The 20377-nt window shown below is 74.0% G+C and carries 16 protein-coding genes; 12 read left to right on the top strand and 4 right to left on the bottom strand.

Annotation, left to right across the window (positions count from 1 at the left end):
- The first annotated feature begins 129 nt into the window (after nt 1-129).
- From ACFVWU_RS18775 to ACFVWU_RS18750, 6 genes are all read left to right on the top strand, one after another.
- Nucleotides 130-426, top strand: a complete 297-nt coding sequence (locus tag ACFVWU_RS18775; RefSeq protein WP_196949803.1) for a DUF503 domain-containing protein — start codon at nt 130-132, stop codon at nt 424-426.
- Nucleotides 427-579: 153 nt separating this feature from the next.
- The gene (gene rbfA, locus ACFVWU_RS18770; protein WP_380614675.1) at nt 580-1023 is read left to right on the top strand and encodes a 30S ribosome-binding factor RbfA; all 444 of its coding nucleotides are present in this window, start codon (nt 580-582) and stop codon (nt 1021-1023) included.
- A 2-nt stretch (nt 1024-1025) separates the two neighbouring features.
- Nucleotides 1026-2129, top strand: a complete 1104-nt coding sequence (locus ACFVWU_RS18765; RefSeq protein ID WP_387621942.1) for a bifunctional oligoribonuclease/PAP phosphatase NrnA — start codon at nt 1026-1028, stop codon at nt 2127-2129.
- A gap of 35 nt (nt 2130-2164) precedes the next feature.
- On the top strand, nt 2165-3070 hold the full coding sequence (gene truB, locus ACFVWU_RS18760) for a tRNA pseudouridine(55) synthase TruB (protein WP_387621940.1): 906 nt from the start codon (nt 2165-2167) through the stop codon (nt 3068-3070).
- A 187-nt stretch (nt 3071-3257) separates the two neighbouring features.
- Nucleotides 3258-6848 (top strand): serine protease, encoded by a 3591-nt coding sequence (locus ACFVWU_RS18755; RefSeq protein WP_387621938.1) that lies wholly within the window; start codon nt 3258-3260, stop codon nt 6846-6848.
- A 65-nt stretch (nt 6849-6913) separates the two neighbouring features.
- On the top strand, nt 6914-7858 hold the full coding sequence (locus ACFVWU_RS18750; protein ID WP_387621936.1) for a bifunctional riboflavin kinase/FAD synthetase: 945 nt from the start codon (nt 6914-6916) through the stop codon (nt 7856-7858).
- A 56-nt stretch (nt 7859-7914) separates the two neighbouring features.
- Here ACFVWU_RS18750 and ACFVWU_RS18745 read toward each other — a convergent pair whose 3' ends face one another.
- From ACFVWU_RS18745 to eccE, 3 genes are all read right to left on the bottom strand, one after another.
- The gene (locus ACFVWU_RS18745) at nt 7915-10140 is read right to left on the bottom strand and encodes a MinD/ParA family protein (RefSeq protein ID WP_387621934.1); all 2226 of its coding nucleotides are present in this window, start codon (nt 10138-10140) and stop codon (nt 7915-7917) included.
- A gap of 130 nt (nt 10141-10270) precedes the next feature.
- The gene (locus tag ACFVWU_RS18740; RefSeq protein ID WP_387621931.1) at nt 10271-11038 is read right to left on the bottom strand and encodes a hypothetical protein; all 768 of its coding nucleotides are present in this window, start codon (nt 11036-11038) and stop codon (nt 10271-10273) included.
- Nucleotides 11038-12441, bottom strand: a complete 1404-nt coding sequence (gene eccE / locus ACFVWU_RS18735) for a type VII secretion protein EccE (protein ID WP_387621928.1) — start codon at nt 12439-12441, stop codon at nt 11038-11040. Before eccE ends, ACFVWU_RS18740 begins: the two co-directional genes overlap by 1 nt.
- A 199-nt stretch (nt 12442-12640) precedes the next feature.
- Between eccE and eccB the strand changes: the two genes are divergently transcribed.
- From eccB to ACFVWU_RS18705, 6 genes are all read left to right on the top strand, one after another.
- Nucleotides 12641-14314: a type VII secretion protein EccB gene (eccB, locus tag ACFVWU_RS18730; RefSeq protein WP_387621925.1), complete on the top strand. Its 1674-nt coding sequence runs from the start codon at nt 12641-12643 to the stop codon at nt 14312-14314.
- Nucleotides 14315-14490: 176 nt separating this feature from the next.
- Nucleotides 14491-14790, top strand: coding sequence for a WXG100 family type VII secretion target (locus ACFVWU_RS18725; protein WP_387621922.1), 300 nt, complete (start codon nt 14491-14493; stop codon nt 14788-14790).
- A 111-nt stretch (nt 14791-14901) separates the two neighbouring features.
- The gene (locus ACFVWU_RS18720; RefSeq protein WP_387621920.1) at nt 14902-15195 is read left to right on the top strand and encodes a WXG100 family type VII secretion target; all 294 of its coding nucleotides are present in this window, start codon (nt 14902-14904) and stop codon (nt 15193-15195) included.
- Nucleotides 15196-15279: 84 nt separating this feature from the next.
- Nucleotides 15280-16548 carry a type VII secretion-associated serine protease mycosin gene (gene mycP, locus ACFVWU_RS18715; protein ID WP_387621917.1) on the top strand — a complete coding sequence of 423 codons (1269 nt, stop codon included), beginning with the start codon at nt 15280-15282 and terminating at the stop codon, nt 16546-16548.
- A gap of 110 nt (nt 16549-16658) precedes the next feature.
- Nucleotides 16659-17201 carry a SigE family RNA polymerase sigma factor gene (locus ACFVWU_RS18710; RefSeq protein ID WP_387621914.1) on the top strand — a complete coding sequence of 181 codons (543 nt, stop codon included), beginning with the start codon at nt 16659-16661 and terminating at the stop codon, nt 17199-17201.
- Between the two features lie 56 nt (nt 17202-17257).
- Entirely contained in the window at nt 17258-18559 is a 1302-nt protein-coding gene (locus ACFVWU_RS18705) for a hypothetical protein (protein ID WP_387621911.1), read from the top strand.
- A gap of 80 nt (nt 18560-18639) precedes the next feature.
- Here the strand turns inward: ACFVWU_RS18705 and ACFVWU_RS18700 are convergent, their stop codons facing one another.
- Nucleotides 18640-20043: an APC family permease gene (locus ACFVWU_RS18700; protein WP_387621908.1), complete on the bottom strand. Its 1404-nt coding sequence runs from the start codon at nt 20041-20043 to the stop codon at nt 18640-18642.
- Between the last annotated feature and the right edge of the window lie 334 nt (nt 20044-20377).

Raw genomic sequence — 20377 nt, 5'->3', positions numbered from 1 at the left:
CGGGTGGTATTTCCGTCGACCGGCCCCGGTCTCGCTGTGTAGGGTCCGGGGTAGTCGATTGTCGCGGCGTCAGCCCGGTTCCGGGCCGTACGTCCCCGAGGCCTTCCAGGTCGGCGAGACCTGTCACACATGTTCGTGGGAACACTCACCTTCGACCTGCTCCTGGGCGACGTCCACTCGCTCAAGGAGAAGCGTTCGATCGTGCGGCCCATCGTGGCCGAACTGCAGCGCAAGTACAGCGTGTGCGCTGCTGAGACCGGGAACCAGGATCTGCACCGCCGGGCCGAGATCGGCCTCGCGGTGGTGTCCGGCGACGCCGGATACGTCACCGAGATCCTGGACAGCTGTGAGCGGTTGGTCGCCGGCCGCCCCGAGGTGCAGCTCCTCTCCGCGAGGAGGAGGTACCACAACGACGACGACGAATGACCGCTGTGGAGGGCGTCGACGGAAGTCGCCGTTCTCACACAGATCAGGACCCAGAGCGCCCGCAAGGCCGGGCGCGGGCCGGTACTTTGGGGCGTGGGCCCCGACGGGTGCGCAGCTCGCCCGGGTGCCGGGCCCACTGCACGAGGAGGCAACGTGACCGACACCGCAAGGGCGCGCAAGCTCGCCGACCGCATCCAGGTGGTCGTCGCCCAGACCCTGGAGCGGCGGATCAAGGACCCCCGTCTGGGGTTCGTGACCATCACCGACACCCGGGTGACCGGCGACCTGCGCGAGGCCACCGTCTTCTACACCGTCTTCGGCGACGACACCGAGCGCGAGGCCACCGCGGCCGCGCTGGAGAGCGCCAAGGGCGTGCTCCGCTCCGAGGTCGGCAAGCAGACCGGGGTGCGCTTCACCCCGTCGCTGACCTTCGTCGCGGACGCGCTGCCGGAGAACGCCCGGAACATCGACGACCTGCTCGACCGGGCCCGGACCTCGGACGCCGCCGTGCGCACCCAGGCCGCGGGGGCGACCTACGCCGGCGACGCGGACCCGTACCGGGTGCCGGCGTCCGAGCGTGACGACGAGGACGAGTAGTCATGGCGGGTGAGTCGGCTCAGGCCGCCTCGCGAACCGGATCGACCACGGGGGCGTCCTCCACCAGCACGGTGGAGGGTGCCCTCGCGGCGCTCCCGGGGCCGCGCGCCGAGGAGAGCGGCTTCGAGCTGCTCTGGCAGCAGGTGGTGGCGGAGATCGGGCGGGCCCGCTCGATCGACCTGATCTGCCACATCTGCCCCGACGGCGACGCGCTGGGCTCCTCGCTGGCGGCGGCGCTGGCGCTGCGCGCGCTCGGCAAGCGGGTGCGGGTCTCCTTCGGCGACGACCCGCAGATCGTGCCCGAGTCGCTGGCCTTCCTGCCCGGCCAGGAGCTGATCGTGCCGGCCGCCGAGGTGCCGGACGTGCCCGAGCTGGTGCTCTGCTTCGACGTGGCCGCGCAGAGCCGACTGGGGCTGCTGCACGACAAGGCCTTCGCCGCGCCCGTCCTGGTGGTGTTCGACCACCACGCCTCCAACCCGGGCTTCGGCACCCACCAGTTGATCGACCCGACCGCGCCGGCCACCGCCGTGCTGGTCGAGGAGCTGCTGCGCCGGCTCGGCGTCGAGCTCGACCAGGACCTGGCCACCTGTCTGTACACCGGGGTCGCCACCGACACCGGATCCTTCAAGTACCGGGCCACCACGCCCGCGACCCACGAACTCGCCGCCCGGTTGCTGGCCACCGGCATCCGGCACGACCTGATCTCCCGGCAGCTGTGGGACACCTCCTCCTTCGGCTACCTCAAGGTGCTCGCAGGCGCGCTGGACCGGGCGGTCTACGAGCCGGACGCGGCCGACGGGCTGGGCCTGGTGTGGACCTGGGTGCCGTACCAGGACCTGGCGCTGTTCAGCGTCACGGTCGAGGAGATCGAGGGGCTGATCGACATCCTGCGCCGGCCGGCCGAGGCCGAGGTGGCGCTGGTGCTCAAGCAGGACCCGGACGGGACGCTGCGCGGCTCCTCGCGTTCCAAGGGTGCGGTGGACGTCGCCGCCGCCTGCGCCGAACTGGGCGGCGGGGGGCACGTCTTCGCGGCCGGATTCAGTGCCCGGGAGGACGTGGCCGCGGTGGTCGAGCGGTTCCGGGGCGCGCTGCGGCCGGTACGTTGATCATCTTGCGATTGCTGTCTTAGAGAAAGAACTCGATGAAGCGCAAAGGCACCGGCCCGGACGGCCTGGTGATCGTCGACAAGCCCGAGGGCATCACCTCTCACGGGGTCGTCGCCAAGCTGCGGTGGCTGGCCGGGACCCGGAAGGTCGGGCACGCCGGCACGCTGGACCCGATGGCCACCGGCGTGCTGGTGATCGGCGTCGAGCGGGCCACCCGGCTGCTCGGCCACCTGATGCTGACCGCCAAGACGTACGAGGCGACCATCCGGCTCGGCCAGACCACCATCACCGACGACCGGGAGGGCGAGGTCACCTCCTCGGCCCCGGCCGACGCCGTCACCCGTGAGGCGATCGACGCCGGGATCACGGCGCTCACCGGCGAGATCATGCAGGTCCCGTCCAAGGTCAGCGCGATCAAGATCGACGGCAAGCGGTCGTACGCGCGGGTGCGCGAGGGCGAGGACTTCGAGCTGGAGGCCCGGCCGACCACGATCCACTCCTTCACCGTGCACGAGCAGCGCGCGGCGGTCGCCGAGGACGGTACCGCGGTGATCGACCTGGACGTCACCGTGGAATGCTCCTCCGGCACCTACATCCGGGCGCTGGCCCGCGACCTGGGTGCCGGCCTGGGCGTCGGCGGGCACCTGACCGCGCTGCGGCGAACCAAGGTCGGGCCGTACTCGGTGGAGTCGGCGCGCACCCTGGAGCAGCTGGAAGAGAAGCTGGAGGTGCTGCCGATCGCGGAGGCCGCGGCGGCGGCCTTCCCGCGCTGGGACCTGGACGAGGCCTCCGCGGAGAAGCTCTCGCACGGCGCGCGGTTGAAGGCACCGGGGCTGGGCGTGGACGGGCCGATCGCGGTGTTCGGGCCGGACGGGCGCTTCCTCGCGCTGGTCGAGGAGAAGGGCGGGCAGGCGAAGCCGGTGGCGGTGTTCGTCGGCTGAGAGTCGGCCGCTCCGAAAACCCCCGTCGGGAGTCCTCCCGGCGGGGGTTTCACCTTTGGGAGCGTAGTCACCCCTTCGAGGGAGCGCACGAGGTGAAAGACCGTGGTGAGCGGCGCGGGCGCGGTCGGGCCGCCGCCTCGGCGGGCAGGCTCCCGGCGGCGAGCGAGCGACGGTCGAAGGGGCGGTCATGCGGGGGTTTCTGGAGGGTGATCCGGGGCGGTACCTGCTGCGGATCCGGGACCTCAACGGGCGGCTGCACGGCTTAGGGTTCGTCGCCGACCCGCAGGGCAGCGTGCTGACCGCGCACGAGGGCGTGGCGGGTCTGGACCGGGTGGTGCTGCACACCCCCGGCGGGCAGACCCGGGTGCTCGGCCCGGACGCCGTGCTGCCGCTTCCCGAGCACGGGCTCGCCCTGCTGCGCACCGACGCGGTCGGCGGGCTGCCGGTGCCGCCGCTGCCGGTGGCCGCCGTGGGGGCCGGGCACGAGGTGCTGCTGCCCGCGCTCACCGGCGAGGACGAACGGGCGGTCGCGCTGCGCTGCGGGCTGCTGGGCGTGGGCGGTGCGATGTACGGCGGGCACCTGCTCGCCGGGGTGCTGCTGCTGGACGTGCCGGTGGTCGGCGGGGTCGCGGTGCCGGCCGGCTCGCCGGTGCTGGACGCCCGCAGCGGCGCCGTGGTCGCGGTGGTCGCGCCCTGCCTGCGCGGCCCCCAGCACGGCGGGGCGCTGCCGGCCGTCCCCGCTGGAGGCGGGACAGTGGTCGCCGAGGCGCTGGCGGGGCTGCTGGCGCGCAACTCGGCGGCGGTGCCCGCGTACGGTCCGGCGCTCAACCTGGCCGGGGTGCTGCGGCTGACGGCCGCCCAACTGGCTGCCGCCGGGGCCGGGCCGGGCCGGGTGGCCGGGCTGGCCGCCGACCGGGTGGACCGGCCGGACGGCCTGGACGGGGACGAGCCGACGGCGACCGTCACGGCGCTGGTCGGCGCCCCCGGCAGCGGGCGCTCCACCGAACTGGCCGCGCTGGCCGTCCGTCGTTCCGGCGGCGCCCGGCCGCTGCCCACCCTCTGGCTGCGCGGCGCCGACCTGCGGGCCGAGGACCGCTCGCTGGCCGAACCCGTGGAGCGGGCGCTGGCGGCCGTGGCGGCCGAACTCGGCACCCCGGCGCCCGCGCCCGAGCCGGTGGCGGCGCTCTGCGCGGCGGCCGGGCGGCCACTGCTGGTGGTGCTGGACGGCCCCGAGGAGGCCCCGGCCGAGCTGGGCCCGCGCTGGCTGCGCGGAGCCGGGCAGTGGCTGACGGGCTGCGGGGCGCGGCTGTTGATGGCCTGCGGCGAGGAGGTCTGGGAGCGACTGGCGGTCGAGCCCTGGGGCAGCGGCGACGACGGCGCGCGGCACCTGGCGGAGCCCGGCCCGGACGGTGACCTGGCCAGCGCCCCGACCGTCCGGATGGACGGCGCGGGCCCCGGCGCACCGAGTCTGGCCGGGCACCGGCTCGGCCCGCTGCCCGCCGAAGCGGCCGAGAGGGTGCGCCGTCGCTACGGGCTGCCGCCGGGCCGGCCGCCCGCCGCCGAGGACGCGCGGCACCCGCTGGCCGTCCGGCTGGCCGGGGAGTTGTGGGCGCAGGGCCTGCACGACGAACCGGTGCGCCGCAGCGAGCTGTTCGGCGCCCACCTGGACCTGCGCTGCCTGCGGGTGGCCCAGCGGCTCGCCGAGGACGGCCGCCCGCGCCGCCCGGGCGCGCACCGCAGGGGCGCCGCCCGGCCCGCCGGACCGCGCCAGCGGCGGGTGCGGCGGCTCGCGGCGGCGGTGGCCGGGCGGGTGCACGAGGCGGCCCGGCGGATGCTCGGCGGGGAGCCGGGCGGCCTCGGCCGGGAGGCCTTCGAGGAGCTGTTCCCGGCCGACGGCGGCTGGGCCACGGCGGTGCTCGCCGAGGGACTGTTCGTCCCCGCCGGGCCCGGATTCCGCTTCGCGCACGGCGAGTTCGCCGACTGGCTGCAGGGCCTGCACCTGGACTTGGACGCGGCGCTGCGGCTGCTGCTCGGCGAGGCCGAGGACACCCCCGCCCCACCCGCCGCCGGGGCGAACTCCGTCCCCCGGCACCGGATCGGCCCGGTCGCCGCCGCGCTGCGCAGGGTGGCCGAGACCTGGGGCGCGCCCGCCCTGGACCCGTGGCTGCACCGGATCTGGCGCGCCCTGGACCTGCGCCCGCCGGGCAGCGAACTTGCCTGGTGGGCGGCCCGGTTGCTCACCGCCGGGCTGGCCGCCAGCCCCGACCCCGTCGAACACCGCGCGCTGCTGGAGCAGCTGGCCGGTCGAGTCGCCGAGCGGGTCGGCGCGGCGGGCGGCTGGGAGGCGCCCGGCGGTGCGGGCCGCTTCGGCCCGGCGTTCTGGACCGGCCTCGGCCTCCCCGTCGAGGCCGAACTCGCCCTGCTGCGCCGCCTGGTGGCCGCCGACGGCCCGGGGCAGCGCTTCCTCGGCGCGGCGGCTGAGCGGCTGCGCGCCGACCCGGTCGCCGTCTTTCCGCTGCTCTGCGCCTGGTTCGACGACCCGCACGGCCTGCCGGGCGGCCCCGGCCCCAGGGCGTGTCCCAGCGTTGCCGACCTCGCCCACGGCCTGCTGTACGCCCACCGGCGGCTCGCCCTGGACGAGTTGGCCGACGCGCTGGCCGACGCCGCGCACCCGAGGGCGGACGCGCTGCTGAGCGTGCTCGCCGCCGAGGAGCCGTCCGCGCTGTGCCGCGCGGTGGACCGCTGGAGCCACGACCGGCGGCCCGAACGGCACGTCGCGGCCGCCGTGCACGCGCTGCGGACCGCCCCGTACGCGGCCGGTGCCGGGGCCGAACTGCTGCGGTTCGCCGCGCTGACCCTGCTCGCCCGCGAGGACGAGCCGGGCCTGCACGGCGCGGCCCTGGCCCTGCTGGTCGCGGACGGGGCGACCAGGGCCGGGCACCTGGACGCGGCGCTCGCCCTGCACCGCGCCGGCGGCGACGCCTTCCTCACCCCGCGGGCGCTCGCCCCGGCCCTGGAGAGCGACCCGGAGCCCGTGTTGGCCGCGCTCGCCGACCGGCTGGAGGCCCCCGGCGCGGCCGCCGCCGAGACCCTGCGGGTGCTCGCCGACGCCCGCGCCCCGATGGCCGCCCGGCGCGGAGCCGAACTGGCCGCCCGGCTGCTGCGCCGGCATCCGGAGCTGGCCGGGCCGGTCGCCGTCGACTACCTCGGCCGCAAGCTGGCCCGGGCCGCGATCGACGGCCCGGCCGCCCGGCTGGAGCTGCGGGTGCTGCTCGGTGCCGCGCTGGCCGCCCGGACGGGGGTGGTCCGCAGGCCCTTCGCCGAGGTGCTGTCCGTCCCGGTGACGGATCCGGCGGCGGACGCGCTGCGGTGCGAGCTGCTGGACACCCTGCTCGCCTCCGAGACCGATCCGGCGGTGCTCGCCGCCGCCGTGGAGCGCCTCGCCGAACAGTGCGCGGCCGAGAACCCCGCCCGGGCCCGCGCCGTGCTGGCCCGGGTGACCCCCGGGCTGGCGGACGCGGACGAACTGCTGGTGCGTTGTGCCGGGCACTCGGCGGCCTTCGCCCAGCTGCTCGCCCAGTGGCCGCGGGACACCGCGCCGACCGCCCCGGACGGCCCCCGGCTGGCCCGGATGCGGGCCCTGGCGGCGGCCGGACGCGACCCGCAGTACGCCGCGGCGGAGGCCGAGCGGACCGTACCGGCGCGGGCGCCGCGTGCACCGGTTCGCTCAACCCCCATTCCGGTGCCAGAGCCGGGGCAGGCGCATGGCACGCTATAGGGGTTCGGGTTTTGAGCGTTTGAGCGTACCGAGGGTACGCACCGTACGGAACAAGGAGCGGTCGGGTGCAGCGCTGGCGTGGCCTGGAGGAGATCCCCGGTGACTGGGGACGCAGCGTCGTCACCATCGGCTCGTTCGACGGGGTGCACCGTGGACATCAGCTGATCATCGGGCGGGCCGTCGAGCGGGCCCGCGAACTCGGCATCCCCGCGGTCGTGGTGACCTTCGACCCGCACCCGCGCGAGGTGATCCGCCCGGGCAGCCACCCGCCGCTGCTCGCGCCGCACCCGCGCCGGGCCGAGCTGATCGCCGAGCTCGGCGTGGACGCGGTGCTGGTGCTGCCGTTCACCACCGAGTTCTCCCAGGAGTCCCCGGAGACCTTCGTCCAGCAGGTGCTGGTGGACGCGCTGCACGCCCGGGTCGTCATCGAGGGCCCCAACTTTCGCTTCGGGCACCGGGCCGCCGGGAACGTGGCGCTGCTCACCGAGCTGGGCCGGGCGGACGACTTCGAGGTCGAGGTGGTGGACCTGCAGGTGTGCGGCACCGCAGGGGACGGCGAGCCGTTCTCCTCCAGCCTGACCCGCCGACTGGTCGAGACCGGGGACATGGCCGGGGCGAACGAGGTGCTGGGCCGCCCGCACCGGGTCGAGGGCGAGGTGGTGCGCGGCGCGCAGCGCGGCCGCGAACTGGGCTTCCCGACCGCCAATGTGGAGACCGTGCCGCACAGCGCGATCCCGGCCGACGGGGTGTACGCGGGCTGGCTGACCGCCGAGGGCGAGCGGATGCCGGCGGCGATCTCGGTCGGCACCAACCCGACCTTCGACGGCACCGCCCGCACGGTCGAGGCGTACGCCATCGACCGGGTCGGCCTGGACCTGTACGGGCTGCACGTGGCCGTGGACTTCCTGGCCTACCTGCGCGGGATGGAGAAGTTCGACTCCATCGAGGCGCTGCTGGACCGGATGGCCGACGACGTCAAGCGCGCGCGTGAGCTGACCGACGGGGCCTGACCCCGCCAGGACGCCGGAAGGGCCCGCCGACTCAAGTCGGCGGGCCCTTCCGTTCGTCACTGCTGGGGCGCCTGCGGCGGGTAGCCGTAGCCCGCCGGCGGGGGCTGGTAGCCGTCCGGCGTGGCCGGCGGGGCGGGAGCGGGCGGCTGGCCCTGGGCGGGCGGGTAGCCGTAGCCGGGCGGCGGGGGCTGGTGGCCGTCCGGTGCGGCCGGCGGGGCGGGAGCGGGCGGCTGGCCCTGGGCGGGCGGGTAGCCGTAGCCGGGCGGCGGGGGCTGGTAGCCGTCCGGTGCGGGCACCGGGGGCTGGCCCTGGCCGACCTGATAGCAGTCGTAGTCGTAGCCCGGCCGCGGAGTGCCCTGCGGCGGCGCCCACGGCGCGCCCGGGGCGGGCTGCGGGACCTGCGTCTGGTACGGCTGCGGTTGCGGCTGGGGCTGCTGGGCCTGCTGCTGCCAGCCGCCCTGCTGGGCGGCCGCCTGCTGGGCCCGGATGATGTCCTCGCCGACCAGGGTGGCCAGATCGAAGTACGCCTCGCGGACCTTGGGCCGCATCATGTCGAGGTTGACCTCGGCCCCGGCCGCCAGGCTCTCGTCGAAGGGCACCACGACGACGCCGCGGCAGCGGGTCTGGAAGTGCGCGACGATGTCCTCGATCTTGATCATCTTGCTGGTCTCGCGTACCCCGGAGACCACCGTGATGCTGCGCTGCACCAGGTCCGCGTAGCCGTGCGCGGAGAGCCAGTCCAGCGTGGTGGAGGCGCTGGAAGCGCCGTCCACGCTGGGGGTGGAGACGATGATCAGCTGGTCGGCGAGGTCCAGCACCCCGCGCATCGCGCTGTACAGCAGGCCGGTGCCGGAGTCGGTCAGGATGATCGGGTACTGGCGGCCCAGCACGTCGATGACCTGGCGGTAGTCCGAGTCGTTGAAGGTGGTCGAGACGGCCGGGTCGACGTCGTTCGCCAGGATCTCCAGGCCCGAGTTCAGGTCCTGCGAGGTGAACTGACGGATGTCCATGTAACTGCGCAGGTGCGGGATGGCCGTCACCAGGTCGCGGATGGTCGCGCCGGTCTGGCGCTTGACCCTGCGGCCCAGGGTGCCGGCGTCCGGGTTGGCGTCGATCGCGATCACCTTGTCCTGGCGCTCGCTGGCCAGGGTCGCGCCGAGCGCGGTGGTGGTCGTGGTCTTGCCGACGCCGCCCTTGAGGCTGATCACGGCGATCCGGTAGCAGCTCAGCACCGGGGTGCGGATGATCTCCAGCTTGCGGGCCTTCTCGGCCGCCGCGGCCTTGCCGCCGAACTGGAACCGCGGCTGCTGGCGCTGCTGCTTGGGCTGGCTGCGCAGCAGCCGGTCCGAGGACAGCTCGACGGCGGCGGTGTAGCCGAGCGGCGCACCGTGCGCGGTCTGCTGCGGGGCGGCCGCCTGCTGGAACGCGGCGGGCTGCTGTGCCTGCGGCTGCTGCTGCCACGGCTGCGCGGGGCCCGGCTGCTGCGGTTGGACGGGCTGGCCCGGGAGCGGCTGGCCGGGCTGGGGCTGGGCCGGCTGCTGGTACGCGCCGGGCTGCGGCCAGCCGCCCTGGCGCGGGTCCACCGGGCCGGCCTGGGGCTGGACCGGCTGCGCGGGCTGCGGCTGGACCGGCTGGCCGGGCTGCGGCTGCGCGCCGGCGGGCGGCTGGGCGGCCCAGGCGGCCTGCGGATCCCAGGAGACCTGCGGGTCCTGCGGAGCCTGCGGCGTCTGGGGGTTCTGCGGAACCGCCGGGGGCTGCGGCTGGGCCGGGTGCTGCGCGGGCACCGGCTGGGCCGGCGGCTGCGCGAAGTTCTGCGGCGGCGCGGGCGGCCCCGGCTGCGGGCCCGTCGCGGGCGTCGGGGCCGGGTACGGCTGCGGCGGGCCGGGCTGGGCCAGCGCCTCCGCCGTCGGCCAGGCCGGGGCGGGCGGCTGCTCGGGTGCCGCGGCCGGGGTCGGCAGCGGGAACGGGACGTGCTGTGCCTCGGCCTGGACGGCGGGCGCCGGTGGTACCGGCGCGGCGGCCGGGGCCGGGGCCGGGACCGGCGGCTGGACCTGGACCGGCGTCTGGGCCGGTACCGGAGCCGCGGCGGGCGCCTGGGCGGCCGCGTCGGCCACCGGGGCGGGTGCGACAGCCGGTGTGACGGCCGGGACGCCGCCCGGAGCCGCCGGGGCGTCCGACTGCACGTACCAGGACGGGGGAGTGTAGTCAGGCGCGTCGGACCAGTCGTCGTCGTCCTCTGCCGCGTTGTCGCCGACGTAGACGCCGTCCCGATCGCTGCTCACTAGGGCTCCCTCGTGTTCGCCGCCGCTTGTTCAGCGGTGCCGTTGCCGCAACAAAGACTAGGCCGTACGGCTGCCCCGGTTGAAGGCGGCTTCGTCCCGGACCGGGATCGACCGACCCGGAACGGTCGGCTCAGTCCATCCGCCGCGGGCCGCCGAGCACCTGCTGTTCGGCCTGTCCGGCCACGGCCCGGACGTACTGACGTCGCATCCGGGTGGCCCACAGGGTGAGGTCGTCGCCGAGGGTCGGGAGCGCGGCCACGTCCTCCGGCGGCAGCGACAGCACCCGGCCGGTCAGCTCGGCTTCCTGCGGGGAGATCCGCTGCACGCCGACCAGGTCGGCCGCGTTGAGCACCCGGGAGGCGTTCGGGCCGAGGTACGGCAGCAGCGTCAGGGTGGTCTGCCAGGGCGCGGCGGAGAGCCGGCTGCGCGGCGGGCGGGCGCCGAGGTCGCGCACCGCCAGCACCGGCGAGGCCACCGAGGCGCCCTGCGGGCCGAGCCGGCCGACCTGGTGGATCGTCACGCACGGCTGTCCGCCGCCGGCGGCCTGCGCCATCGGGCCCCAGAGCTGCGCGCGGGCGGTCTCCACCACGACCCGGGCGCCGGTCGCGGCCGCCCGCAGCGCGATGATCTGCGCCGTCCACATGCCGCCGACCAGCACCAGGTCGTAGGCGCTGGGGCGGAACAGGCCGAGCACCGCGGGCAGTCCCTGCGGATCGACGCCGATGACCACGCCGTCGTCGCCGACCGGGAAGGCCAGCGCGGAGAGGTCGGCGGCCTCCAGTACGTGCTTCTCCCGGCGCGGGCCGCGCAGCCCGAAGCCGGGCAGGATCCGCGGCCGGGCCCTGCGCTGCTCGGCGCCGGGCGTCGGGCCCGGGGCGGGGTAGGTCTGGTACGCCATCAGGACGCTCCTCCCAGCGGCAGGGTGGCGAGCATGCCGGGGGCCTGCTCCAGGTCGAGTCGGACCAGGCCGAGTCCGGCGCTCTGGGCCCGGGCCTCCACCTGGCGGCCGACCTGGCCGACCTCGCTCTCGCTGCGCCCGGTCACCCGCAGGTGCCCGCTGACGGTCACCGAGCCGCCGGTGCCGTGCGCGGCGGTCAGGCTGAAGGTGCTGGCCAGCGCCGGGGAGCCGGTGATCAGGTTGACCAGGTCCGGTGCGGCGATCCGGCCGGGGGCGCCGCCGGGGCGGCTCAGCTGCGGCCAGCGGGAGATCCAGTAGGTGCTGTGCCAGCGGTCGTCGATCCGCCAGAAGCGGTTGCCCTCCTGGGTGCGGCGGGTGGTGCCGCCGCCGCTGCCGGTGCCCTGACGCCCGGCCACCGCGATCGGGTTGGCGCAGGTGGCGATGGCCAGGGCGGCGATCAGCTCGCGTTCGTCCAGCACGGTCGCGTTGAACCCGGCGCTGTTGAGCCGCCCGGCCAGCTGGTCGGTCACCCGCTGCAGGGCCTTGCGGGCGCCTTCCTCGCCGCCGCCGCGGGCCCGGACGGCGGTGGCCGCGCGCTCCGGGTCGAGCTTGAGGGCGATCCAGGTCAGCCGCAGTCCGGGGGTGGAGGTGCCGTCGGGCAGTTCACGGTAGGCGCGGGCGGCCAGCGACTGCTCGGGCAGGTGCGGGGCCGGGGCGGGCTGGGTGTGCTGGACCAGCTGCACCGACTCCAGGGTGATGTCGTCCACGGTGAGCGCCGAGCAGACCACGTCCAGCGGCAGCGGCAGTGCGGTGCGCACCGGGCGCAGCGGCTGGTCCTTGGCCTGGACGAGCAGCACCGAGCTGAGGAAGGTGCCGTCGCCGACCATGCCGGTCTCCCGGCGGACCGCGCGGCCGCCGAACTCGGCCTCCGTGGCGTGGGTGCAGGTGCGCAGCCCCGGTTCGAGCTCCAGCGCGGGCGCCAGGGCCGGGTCGGTGCCGGGCGGCGGCAGCAGCGACTTCGCCTGCTTGCGGCGGGACTTGAGGGCGGAGCGGACCCGGAGCAGCTCCGGGATGGTGCGTCCGCGCAGCGGGATGACCGCCAGCACCAGCAGGACCAGCGAGACCGCGCCGAAGCCGGCCGCGACCGGGCGGCTGATCGTCCAGCCCACCGCGACCAGGGCGGCCGCGACCTCGACCAGCACGAGCTGTTGGAGCTTCAGGCGTCCGCCGAGCAGCCCGGGCCGGGGGTTGACGCGGACCTGGACGGGGCCGCCGGCCGTGCCGACCGTGGGCGGGTGGACGGCTGCGGCCGGGGCGGAAGGGCCGCCCCGGGCCCGTCCGGACCGGCGTGACCTCCCGCCGCCTGCGGTGCCGCGGCGTCCTGGAGCGGTCTGGCTTGGCATCCCCCGGTGGCCCTCTCTGATCCGTTGTCACGGCCCGGCTGGCTGGTTCGCGGACCGTACCCGTACCGTACTCACCGTCTGCTGCCGCATCGTAGAGGGTTCGAGCCGGATCCCGCCCGGCGGGTGCGGACCACGGGGCGGGTCGGGCCGACGGGGGCCGACCACGTCCGGCACACGTCTGACAAGGGGGACGACGAGGATGGCATCGCGCCGGGACGAGCTGAACGCGTACACCTTCGCCCGCAAACGCACGGTGGGGGCGTTCCTGCTGCCCTCCGGCGGGGGCAGTGACGAGGACGCGCCGCGACCGGTGAAGGCGGTGCTGCCGAGCGTGTTGGTCGGGGCGCTGGTCGTGGCCGGCTTCGGGGTCTGGGGGGTGTTCAAGCCGGCCGCCCCGCTGCAGTGGGACAGCGGCAAGAACATCATCCAGGGCAAGCAGTCGACCACCCGGTACGTGGTGCTGACCGACCCGGACGGCAAGACCAAGCGGCTGCACCAGGTGCTGAACATGTCCTCGGCGCGGCTGGTGCTGCCCGCGGACGCCAAGGTCGTGGTGGTGGACGACGGGGTGCTCGACCGCTACCCGAACCACGGCCCGACGATCGGCATCCCGTACGCCCCGGACAAGCTGCCGAGCAAGGACAACGCGAGCCAGTCGATGAAGTGGTCGGTCTGCGACCGCCCGGGCTCGGACGACAAGCAGGAGACCGTCAACCAGGCGGTGTTCGTGGCGGCAGGCCAGGACGCGGCGACGCTGGCGGCCAAGGACCGGGTGCTCGGCCAGGACCAGCTGATGCTGGTGCAGCAGGCCGACGACCAGCAGATCTCCGCCGCTCCGGCGCCGGGACAGCCGTCCGCGGGCGGCGCGAAGATGTACCTGGTCGACGCGCAGGGCCGCAAGCACGAGATCGGCTCGCCGCAGTCGGACGACAAGGAGCGCAAGGCGCTGGTCACCGCGGTCTTCGGGCCCAACGCGGTGCCGCAGCGGGTCAAGCGGGAGTGGCTGGACACCCTGGTGCCCGCCACCCCGATCACCTTCCCGCAGCTCAAGGAGACGGCCGACTCCCAGGGCCCCAACTCCCAGGTGGAGCTGGGGAACCAGGCGGACCGCCGGGTCGGCCGGCTGGTGCACTACCAGGACCGCCGCTACGTGGTCGGCAAGGACCGGCTCTACCTGATCACTCCGTTCCAGGAGGAGCTGATCCGGCAGAACCCGGCCAACCAGATGCTCTACAAGTACGACCAGGACAAGAAGCCGCGCAGCGACGAGATGACCCCGGACGAGCAGTCCAAGTTCAACACCGACACCCGGCTGCCGGGCACCGCGGACGACTGGCCGCTGAAGTCCGGTGCGCCGGTGAACAACTGGCAGGACCGCCAGGACGCCCGGCTGGTCGTCTGCAGCACCTTCGACGGCCTGGCCGAGGACGGGCGCACGCCCAAGCGCAGCGTCTGGGCCGGCCCGGCGTACCCGGCTCCGTACAACAACGGCGCGGGCGCGGCGTACGTGACGCCCGGTCACGGCCTGTTCTACCGCGCGATGGACAACGGGACGGGCGGCTCCGGCACCGACTTCCTGATCACCGAGACCGGCCTGCGCTACGCCGTCCCGTCCAACGGTGACGGCGGCCGCCCCACCGCCTCGCCCAGTGCCGGCCAGAGCGGTTCGCCGAAGCCGCCGACCACGCAGCCGAGCACCTCGAATCCGGACGGGCAGCCGACCCAGAACCCGGACGACCAACCCGGCGGCAACCAGGCGCGGTTGGGCTACCCGAACCTCCAGCCGCTGCCGGTGCCGCAGCAGTGGTCGAACCTGGTTCCGGCCGGTCCGCCGCTGACCGCGAAGAGCGCAGCGCAGCCGCAGAACGCCTGATCGACCAAGCCGGGCAACGGAATTGGCACCAGTGTCATGGTCTGGTAACTGCTCAGCGCTCGATGTTGGGTGAGCTGCGTGTGCCGACTACAGTGCTGCTGGGCATCACACGGGTGATGCGACGGGGGGTCGTGAGGCCCTCCGAACACAATGTGTCTCATGGGGGACGGTGGAGCATGAGTGATCAGTTCACGATGACCGCGCAGGAGATGACGGCCTTCGCCAAGAAGATCGAGAAGGCCTGCCAGGACATCGAGACCGAGCGCAAGGCGATGGAGAACACGATCACCTCCGTCGCCCCCGGTTGGAAGGGCCAGGCCTCGGAGGCCTACAAGGCCCTGCAGACGAAGGTCAACGAGGACGTTGCCAAGCTGCAGCAGTCGCTGACCGCGATCCAGCACGCCATCGAGCTGACCACCAAGCACTACGCGAGTGCCGAAGAGGAGCAGAAGGCGCTGTTCGGCCCCCAGGGCTGATCACGACTTCCGCGCTGATCACTGCTCTGTTCCAACCTTCCGCCCGGCGGGGCGCCCGCGGCTGACTGCGGGGTGCTCCGCACCTTCGTTACCTTCGTCAAGGGAGACATTGTGGACGGCCACATCCTCGTCAATTTCCAGACCCTCCACCAGGCGTCCCAGGAAGTCCAGAGCTCGGCCAACAAGATCGAGCACATGCTGTCCGAGCTGCGCAAGGAGGTCACCAAGATCGCCCAGAGCTGGCAGGGCCAGGCCCAGCAGGGTTACAACGCCCAGCAGGCCAAGTGGGACTCGGCCGCCCAGGAGCTGAAGGAGACCTGCGCGAAGATCGCCGGCTCGCTGGAGAGCGCCGCGATCAGCTACCAGCAGACCGAGAAGCAGAACGCCGGTCTCTGGCACCAGTGACCGAAGGTTCCCGAACGGGAACGACAGGGGCGGGTACCCGGGTTCCGGGCACCCGCCCTTCGGCGCGTGGCACGGGTGGAGAACATGAGGGGTGGCAGGGTGTCCGGACGCGGGTTCCGTAGGACGGCCGCGGCGCTGGCCGCGCTCGTGGTGCTGGGCGGCCCGCTGACCGCCCCGGCGTACGCGGACGGCGGGCCCGGGCTGGCCGCCGCGGGCGACTGCCCGAAGCCCGCGCCCGACGTGCAGACCGTGCCGTGGTCGCTGCAGCGGCTGCTGCTCGACGAGCTGTGGCAGGGCGGGAAGACCACCGGCGCGGGCGTGGTGGTCGCGGTCATCGACACCGGGGTGGACGAGCAGAACCCGCAGTTGGCCGGCAAGGTGCTGCAGGGCGGCAACCTGCTGGTCAACAAGGAGACCAAGCAGCCGGTCGACGGCACCTCCAAGATCGACCCGGTCGGCCACGGCACCAAGGTGGCGGGCATCATCGCCGCCCGTAAGAGTGACAGGACCGGCTTCGTCGGGCTGGCCCCGGACGCCCAGATCTACTCGATCCGGCAGAACGACAGCGAGGGCAACGGCGACGTCTCCAGCCTCGTCGCGGCCATCACCGAGGTCGTCAACAACAACAAGGACTCGAAGAAGCCCCCGATCCGGGTCATCAACATCTCCCAGGACGTGCGCGGCGCGGGCGACGCCCAGTTCGGCGGGTACCAGGAGCTGAAGGCCGCGATCCAGGCCGCCGAGGACGCCGGCATCGTGGTGGTCGCCTCCAGCGGCAACGACGGCAAGGAGGGCGACACCTACCCGGGCGCCTTCCCGACCGTGCTGGCCGTCGGTGCCTCGGACCGCAACAACGAGCGCGCGCCGTTCTCCCAGTACGGCTCCTTCGTGAAGGTGGCCGCGCCCGGTGTCGACATGCTGTCCACCGTGCCCGGGAGCGGTCAGTGCGTGGACAACGGCACCAGCTTCGCCGCCCCGTACGTCGCCGGACTCGCCGCGCTGCTGGTCGGCGCCCACCCGAAGTGGACACCGGCCCAGGTGCGGGCCTGGATCGAGCAGACCGCCCAGCGCACCGAGCGCGACCCGAACCGGTTCACCGGCTGGGGCGTGGTGGACCCGGTCAAGGCCGTCGCCACGGCCCCCGACGTCGCGCCGTCCGCCCCCACCCCGGACGCCCCGGTGCAGCTGGCCGCCGCCCCGATCGTGCCGCAGCCGGTCGGCCTCGGCGAGACCCAGGCCGACCGCGACGGCCGCACCGCGACGTACGTGCTCGCGACCGGGGCGCTGCTGGTCGCGCTGCTGATCGGCGGCGGTGTCGTGCTGCGCGACCAGCGCCGCAGGTCCGCCGACTGATCCGCGCCTCGCGACTGCTCGGAAAAATCCTGTGAAACGTCTGTAACACCGTCGGCCGCTCACCGCATCGAAGAAGTGTCAGGGCGGGCGGACGCGGGGGAGCGGCGGGCATGGGGTGGATCGGGGGCGGCCGGGAGGCCAAGGACGCCGAGTTCCTGGAACTCGTCTCCAGCCGCACCGGGCACCTGTACCGCTCGGCCTGTCTGCTCACCAGCGGGGACACCCACTACGCCGAGGACCTCGTGCAGGAGGCCCTCAGCCGGATGTACGTGCTCTGGCGGCGCAGTGCCTTCACCGGCGGTCGGCACCGGATCGACAACCCGGCGGCCTACACCCACACCGTGATGGTGCGCACCTTCATCGCCCAGCAGCGCCGCCGCTCCAGCGGCGAGCGCCCGACCGAGGCGCTGCCGGAGCCGGAGGGGCAGGACGCGGACAGCAGTCTGCGGCTGACCCTGCTCGACGCGCTCGGGCGGATGCCGGCGAAGGACCGGGCCGTGCTGGTGCTGCGCTACTGGGAGGACCGCAGTGTCGAGGAGACCGCCGAGGTGCTGCGGGTCTCCTCCGGTGCGGTCCGCACCCGGACCACCCGGGCGCTGGCCCGGCTGCGCACCCTGCTCGGCGACTCGCTGGCCGAACTCGCCGCCCGCTGAACGCTTTTGCACAGCCCACCGACCACATTCGTGATGCAAGGAGACGGTGATCAGCCATGTCCGAACCGGACAAGTTCGAGGACGATGTTCTTTACGCCATCACCCGCACCGGTGAGGGCTTCCGCCCGGAGCAGGCCGATCAGACTGGCCTGGTCGCGGGCGGCTACCAGCGCGGCCGCCGCCGCTGGCGCCGGCGCTCGACCGCCGCGGTGGTGGGCGGCGCCGCCGCGCTGGCCCTGGTCGGCACCGGCGCGGTGTACCTGACCGGGGCCACCTCCCCCGGCTCCTCCGGCCCGGGCACGGTGGCCGCCGCGAGTTCCTGGGCCGCGAGCTCCTCCACCGCCGTGGTGGCCCCGGCCTCCGCGCCCTCCGCCACCGCCTCGCCGGCGACCGCGCCGGTCTCCGGTGACGAGGTGCTGGCCGCCTTCCAGGCCCTGCTGCCCAAGGGCCAGGTCACCGCCGGTCAGGGCACCGGCACCGAGCCGACGCCCGGCAAGCCCGGCGGCGCGGGCGCCACCCTGGTGTTCGACGACGGCAAGGGCAAGGCCGCGATGGGCATCTCGTTCGGCCGCGTGGCGTCGAACGACCCCAACGCGGCGCAGAACGCCTGCCCGGACAAGAAGATGGTCCCGTACGACGCCTGCACCACCACCAGCCTGCCGGGCGGCGGTTCGGTGACCGTCCTCCAGGGCTACGAGTACCCGGACAAGCGGGCCACCACCAAGTGGTGGAACGCCAGGCTGATCGGCCAGGACGGCCGTCAGATCCAGCTGTCCGAGTGGAACTCGGCGGCCGAGAAGGGCTCGCCGGACAGCCGCCCGACCCCGCCGCTGTCGCCGGAGCAGCTCAAGGCGATCGTCACCGACAAGTCCTGGGACCGGGTCGTCGCCTCGATCCCGGAGCCGAAGCCGGCCCCGGTCCGCGACACCTCCAAGGAGTACAGCGCGCAGGAGATCCTGCAGACCGTCGCCAAGCTGCTGCCGAGCGGGCTGACCGAGACGGAGACCATGAGCGACGGCTTCGGCTACGCCAACTTCGTGCTCGACGACGGCAAGGGCAAGTCCATGGTGCAGCTCAACGTGCAGGACTGGAGCCACGACGACAAGACCAAGGAGGAGCTGTTCGGCAACGCCCAGACGCTGCCGGACGGCACCAAGGTGGTGGTCCGCAAGGGGAGCGACAAGCCGGGCGTGGGCATGTGGAGCGTCGACACCCTGCACCCGGACGGCCTGCGGGTGGTGATCAGCTCGTTCAACAGCGGCACCCAGCAGGCCCCGACGACCCGCAAGGCCCCGGTGCTGACCGACGACCAGATGCAGGCGATCGCCGCCGCCCCGGTCTGGCAGCTGAAGAAGTAGCGGCGTGAACGTGGCAGTGCCCCGGGCTTGGGGGAGCCCGGGGCACTGCCGTGTGGGGGAGGGGTGTGGGGGAGCGGGGGTCAGCCCTGCTGGTCCTCGGGGAGGCTGATCACCCAGCGGGTGGCCTGTCGGGGGCGCAGGTAGAACAGCCAGTAGAGGGTGGCGGCGGCGGTGATGCCGCCGGTCCACAGCAGGGGCTCGGCGTCCAGCTGGGTCATGATGTAGACGAGCACGACGATCAGCACCGCCGGGACGACCGGCCACAGCGGCATCCGCCAGGCGGAGGCGTGCTTGTGGTGGCCGCGCCGGGAGAGCAGCGAGGCGATCGCGACCAGCAGGTACATCGCGGTGACGGCGACGCCGGTGATGTTGCTGAGCAGCTCGCCCTTGACGAAGCAGAGCGCGGCGCCGGGGATGCCGACCGCCAGGGTGGCGATCCACGGGGAGCCGAAGCGGCCGAGGGTGCCGAAGGCCTTGTTGACCGGCTCGGGCCAGGCCTTGTCGCGGGCGGAGGCGAACAGCACCCGGGAGTTCTGGATGACCATCACGATGCCGGCGTTGATGATGGCCAGCGCGATGCACAGGCTGATGAAGGTGCCGACCGCGGAGTTGCTCCAGGTGGCGACCATGCCGGAGATGTCGCCGGAGGCCAGGGTCTGCAGGTCGGGGGCGCCCACGGTGATGGCGGCGACCGGGATCAGGATGATGGCGCTGGAGAGGCCGAGCGTCCACAGCACGGTGCGCGAGACGGTGCGGCGCGGGTTCTCCAGCTCCTCGGACAGGTAGACGGCGGTGGAGAAGCCCTGGGTGACGAAGAGGGCGATGCCGAGCGCGCCGATGATGGCGCCGATGCCGACCGGGCTGACGGCGCCGCCGTCCCCGGCGACCACGCCGTGCAGCAGGCTGGGGTGGTGGGGGTTGCTGTGGGCGAAGCCGAGGACCGAGACGACGCCGGCGGCGATGACCTCCAGGACCAGGAAGATGCCGGTGATCCAGGCGTTGGCCCGCAGGTCGAGCAGACCGGCCAGGGTGGCGGCCAGCATGACCGCGGCGCCGGCGATCGGCTTGTCGACGTGGAGGACGGGCGCCAGGTAGTCGGCGGTGCCGAGGGCGATGACCGACGGGACGATCATCACCACGATGAGCGACTGGATGAAGACCAGCCAGCCCGCCAGCCGCCCGGCCAGGGTGCCGACCATCGCGTACTCGCCGCCGGCGCTGGGGATCAGGGTGCCGAGCTCGGAGTAGCAGAACGCGACCGCGATGCAGAGCACCGAGCCGATGGCGATGGCCATGGCGGTGGCGCTGCCGATGCTGGAGAACAGCTCCGGCACGATCACGAAGAGCGTCGAGGCCGGGGTGACGCAGGACAGCGTGAGCAGTGTGCCGCCCACGACGCCGATGGAGCGCTTGAGCTGCTGGGGGGCGGCTGCCCCGTCCGCCGTGGCGGCTACGGTCTGTGGCGGGCGAAGCGTGTCGGTCATGTGGCTTCCGATCGGCTCTGAGCGGTCCTTGGAGTGGGAGCGGTATCGCCTCCGCTGGCTCGTTGCTCGGGTCTGTTCCGGTCGCTCCCGGGCCGCAATGGAACCTTGGGCGTATTGATTGCGTCAACGGCGGAACTGCTTCGGAATCCGTTGCGACAAAGGGCATAACCATGCGATCCGATGATCACGTACGGTCATCGTGCGGTTTGTCCGACTTGTTACCTCGACCGTATCGGGGATGAATCGAAGGTGAACTTCGTATTGCAGGCCACCATTCGAAGGCAACGGTCGGGCTGGACGGCGCGACGCCCAGGCGCCTTCGAGCGGCGGCGCA

Origin of the sequence: Kitasatospora sp. NPDC058190 (assembly GCF_042883685.1) — a bacterium.
Lineage (GTDB): Bacteria > Actinomycetota > Actinomycetes > Streptomycetales > Streptomycetaceae > Kitasatospora.
Note: the sequence above shows the minus strand (reverse complement) of the source record. Positions and strands in the feature narration are given on the sequence as shown.

Bases quoted from the DNA above. Each gene is read 5' to 3' on its own strand.
- ACFVWU_RS18775 (WP_196949803.1), top strand. From the start codon at position 130: ATGTTCGTGGGAACACTCACCTTCGACCTGCTCCTGGGCGACGTCCAC.
- ACFVWU_RS18765 (WP_387621942.1), top strand. From the start codon at position 1,026: ATGGCGGGTGAGTCGGCTCAGGCCGCCTCGCGAACCGGATCGACCACG.
- truB (WP_387621940.1), top strand. From the start codon at position 2,165: ATGAAGCGCAAAGGCACCGGCCCGGACGGCCTGGTGATCGTCGACAAG.
- ACFVWU_RS18755 (WP_387621938.1), top strand. From the start codon at position 3,258: ATGCGGGGGTTTCTGGAGGGTGATCCGGGGCGGTACCTGCTGCGGATC.
- ACFVWU_RS18740 (WP_387621931.1), bottom strand. From the start codon at position 11,038: ATGGCGTACCAGACCTACCCCGCCCCGGGCCCGACGCCCGGCGCCGAG.
- eccE (WP_387621928.1), bottom strand. From the start codon at position 12,441: ATGCCAAGCCAGACCGCTCCAGGACGCCGCGGCACCGCAGGCGGCGGG.
- eccB (WP_387621925.1), top strand. From the start codon at position 12,641: ATGGCATCGCGCCGGGACGAGCTGAACGCGTACACCTTCGCCCGCAAA.
- ACFVWU_RS18725 (WP_387621922.1), top strand. From the start codon at position 14,491: ATGAGTGATCAGTTCACGATGACCGCGCAGGAGATGACGGCCTTCGCC.
- mycP (WP_387621917.1), top strand. From the start codon at position 15,280: ATGAGGGGTGGCAGGGTGTCCGGACGCGGGTTCCGTAGGACGGCCGCG.
- ACFVWU_RS18710 (WP_387621914.1), top strand. From the start codon at position 16,659: ATGGGGTGGATCGGGGGCGGCCGGGAGGCCAAGGACGCCGAGTTCCTG.
- ACFVWU_RS18705 (WP_387621911.1), top strand. From the start codon at position 17,258: ATGTCCGAACCGGACAAGTTCGAGGACGATGTTCTTTACGCCATCACC.
- ACFVWU_RS18700 (WP_387621908.1), bottom strand. From the start codon at position 20,043: ATGACCGACACGCTTCGCCCGCCACAGACCGTAGCCGCCACGGCGGAC.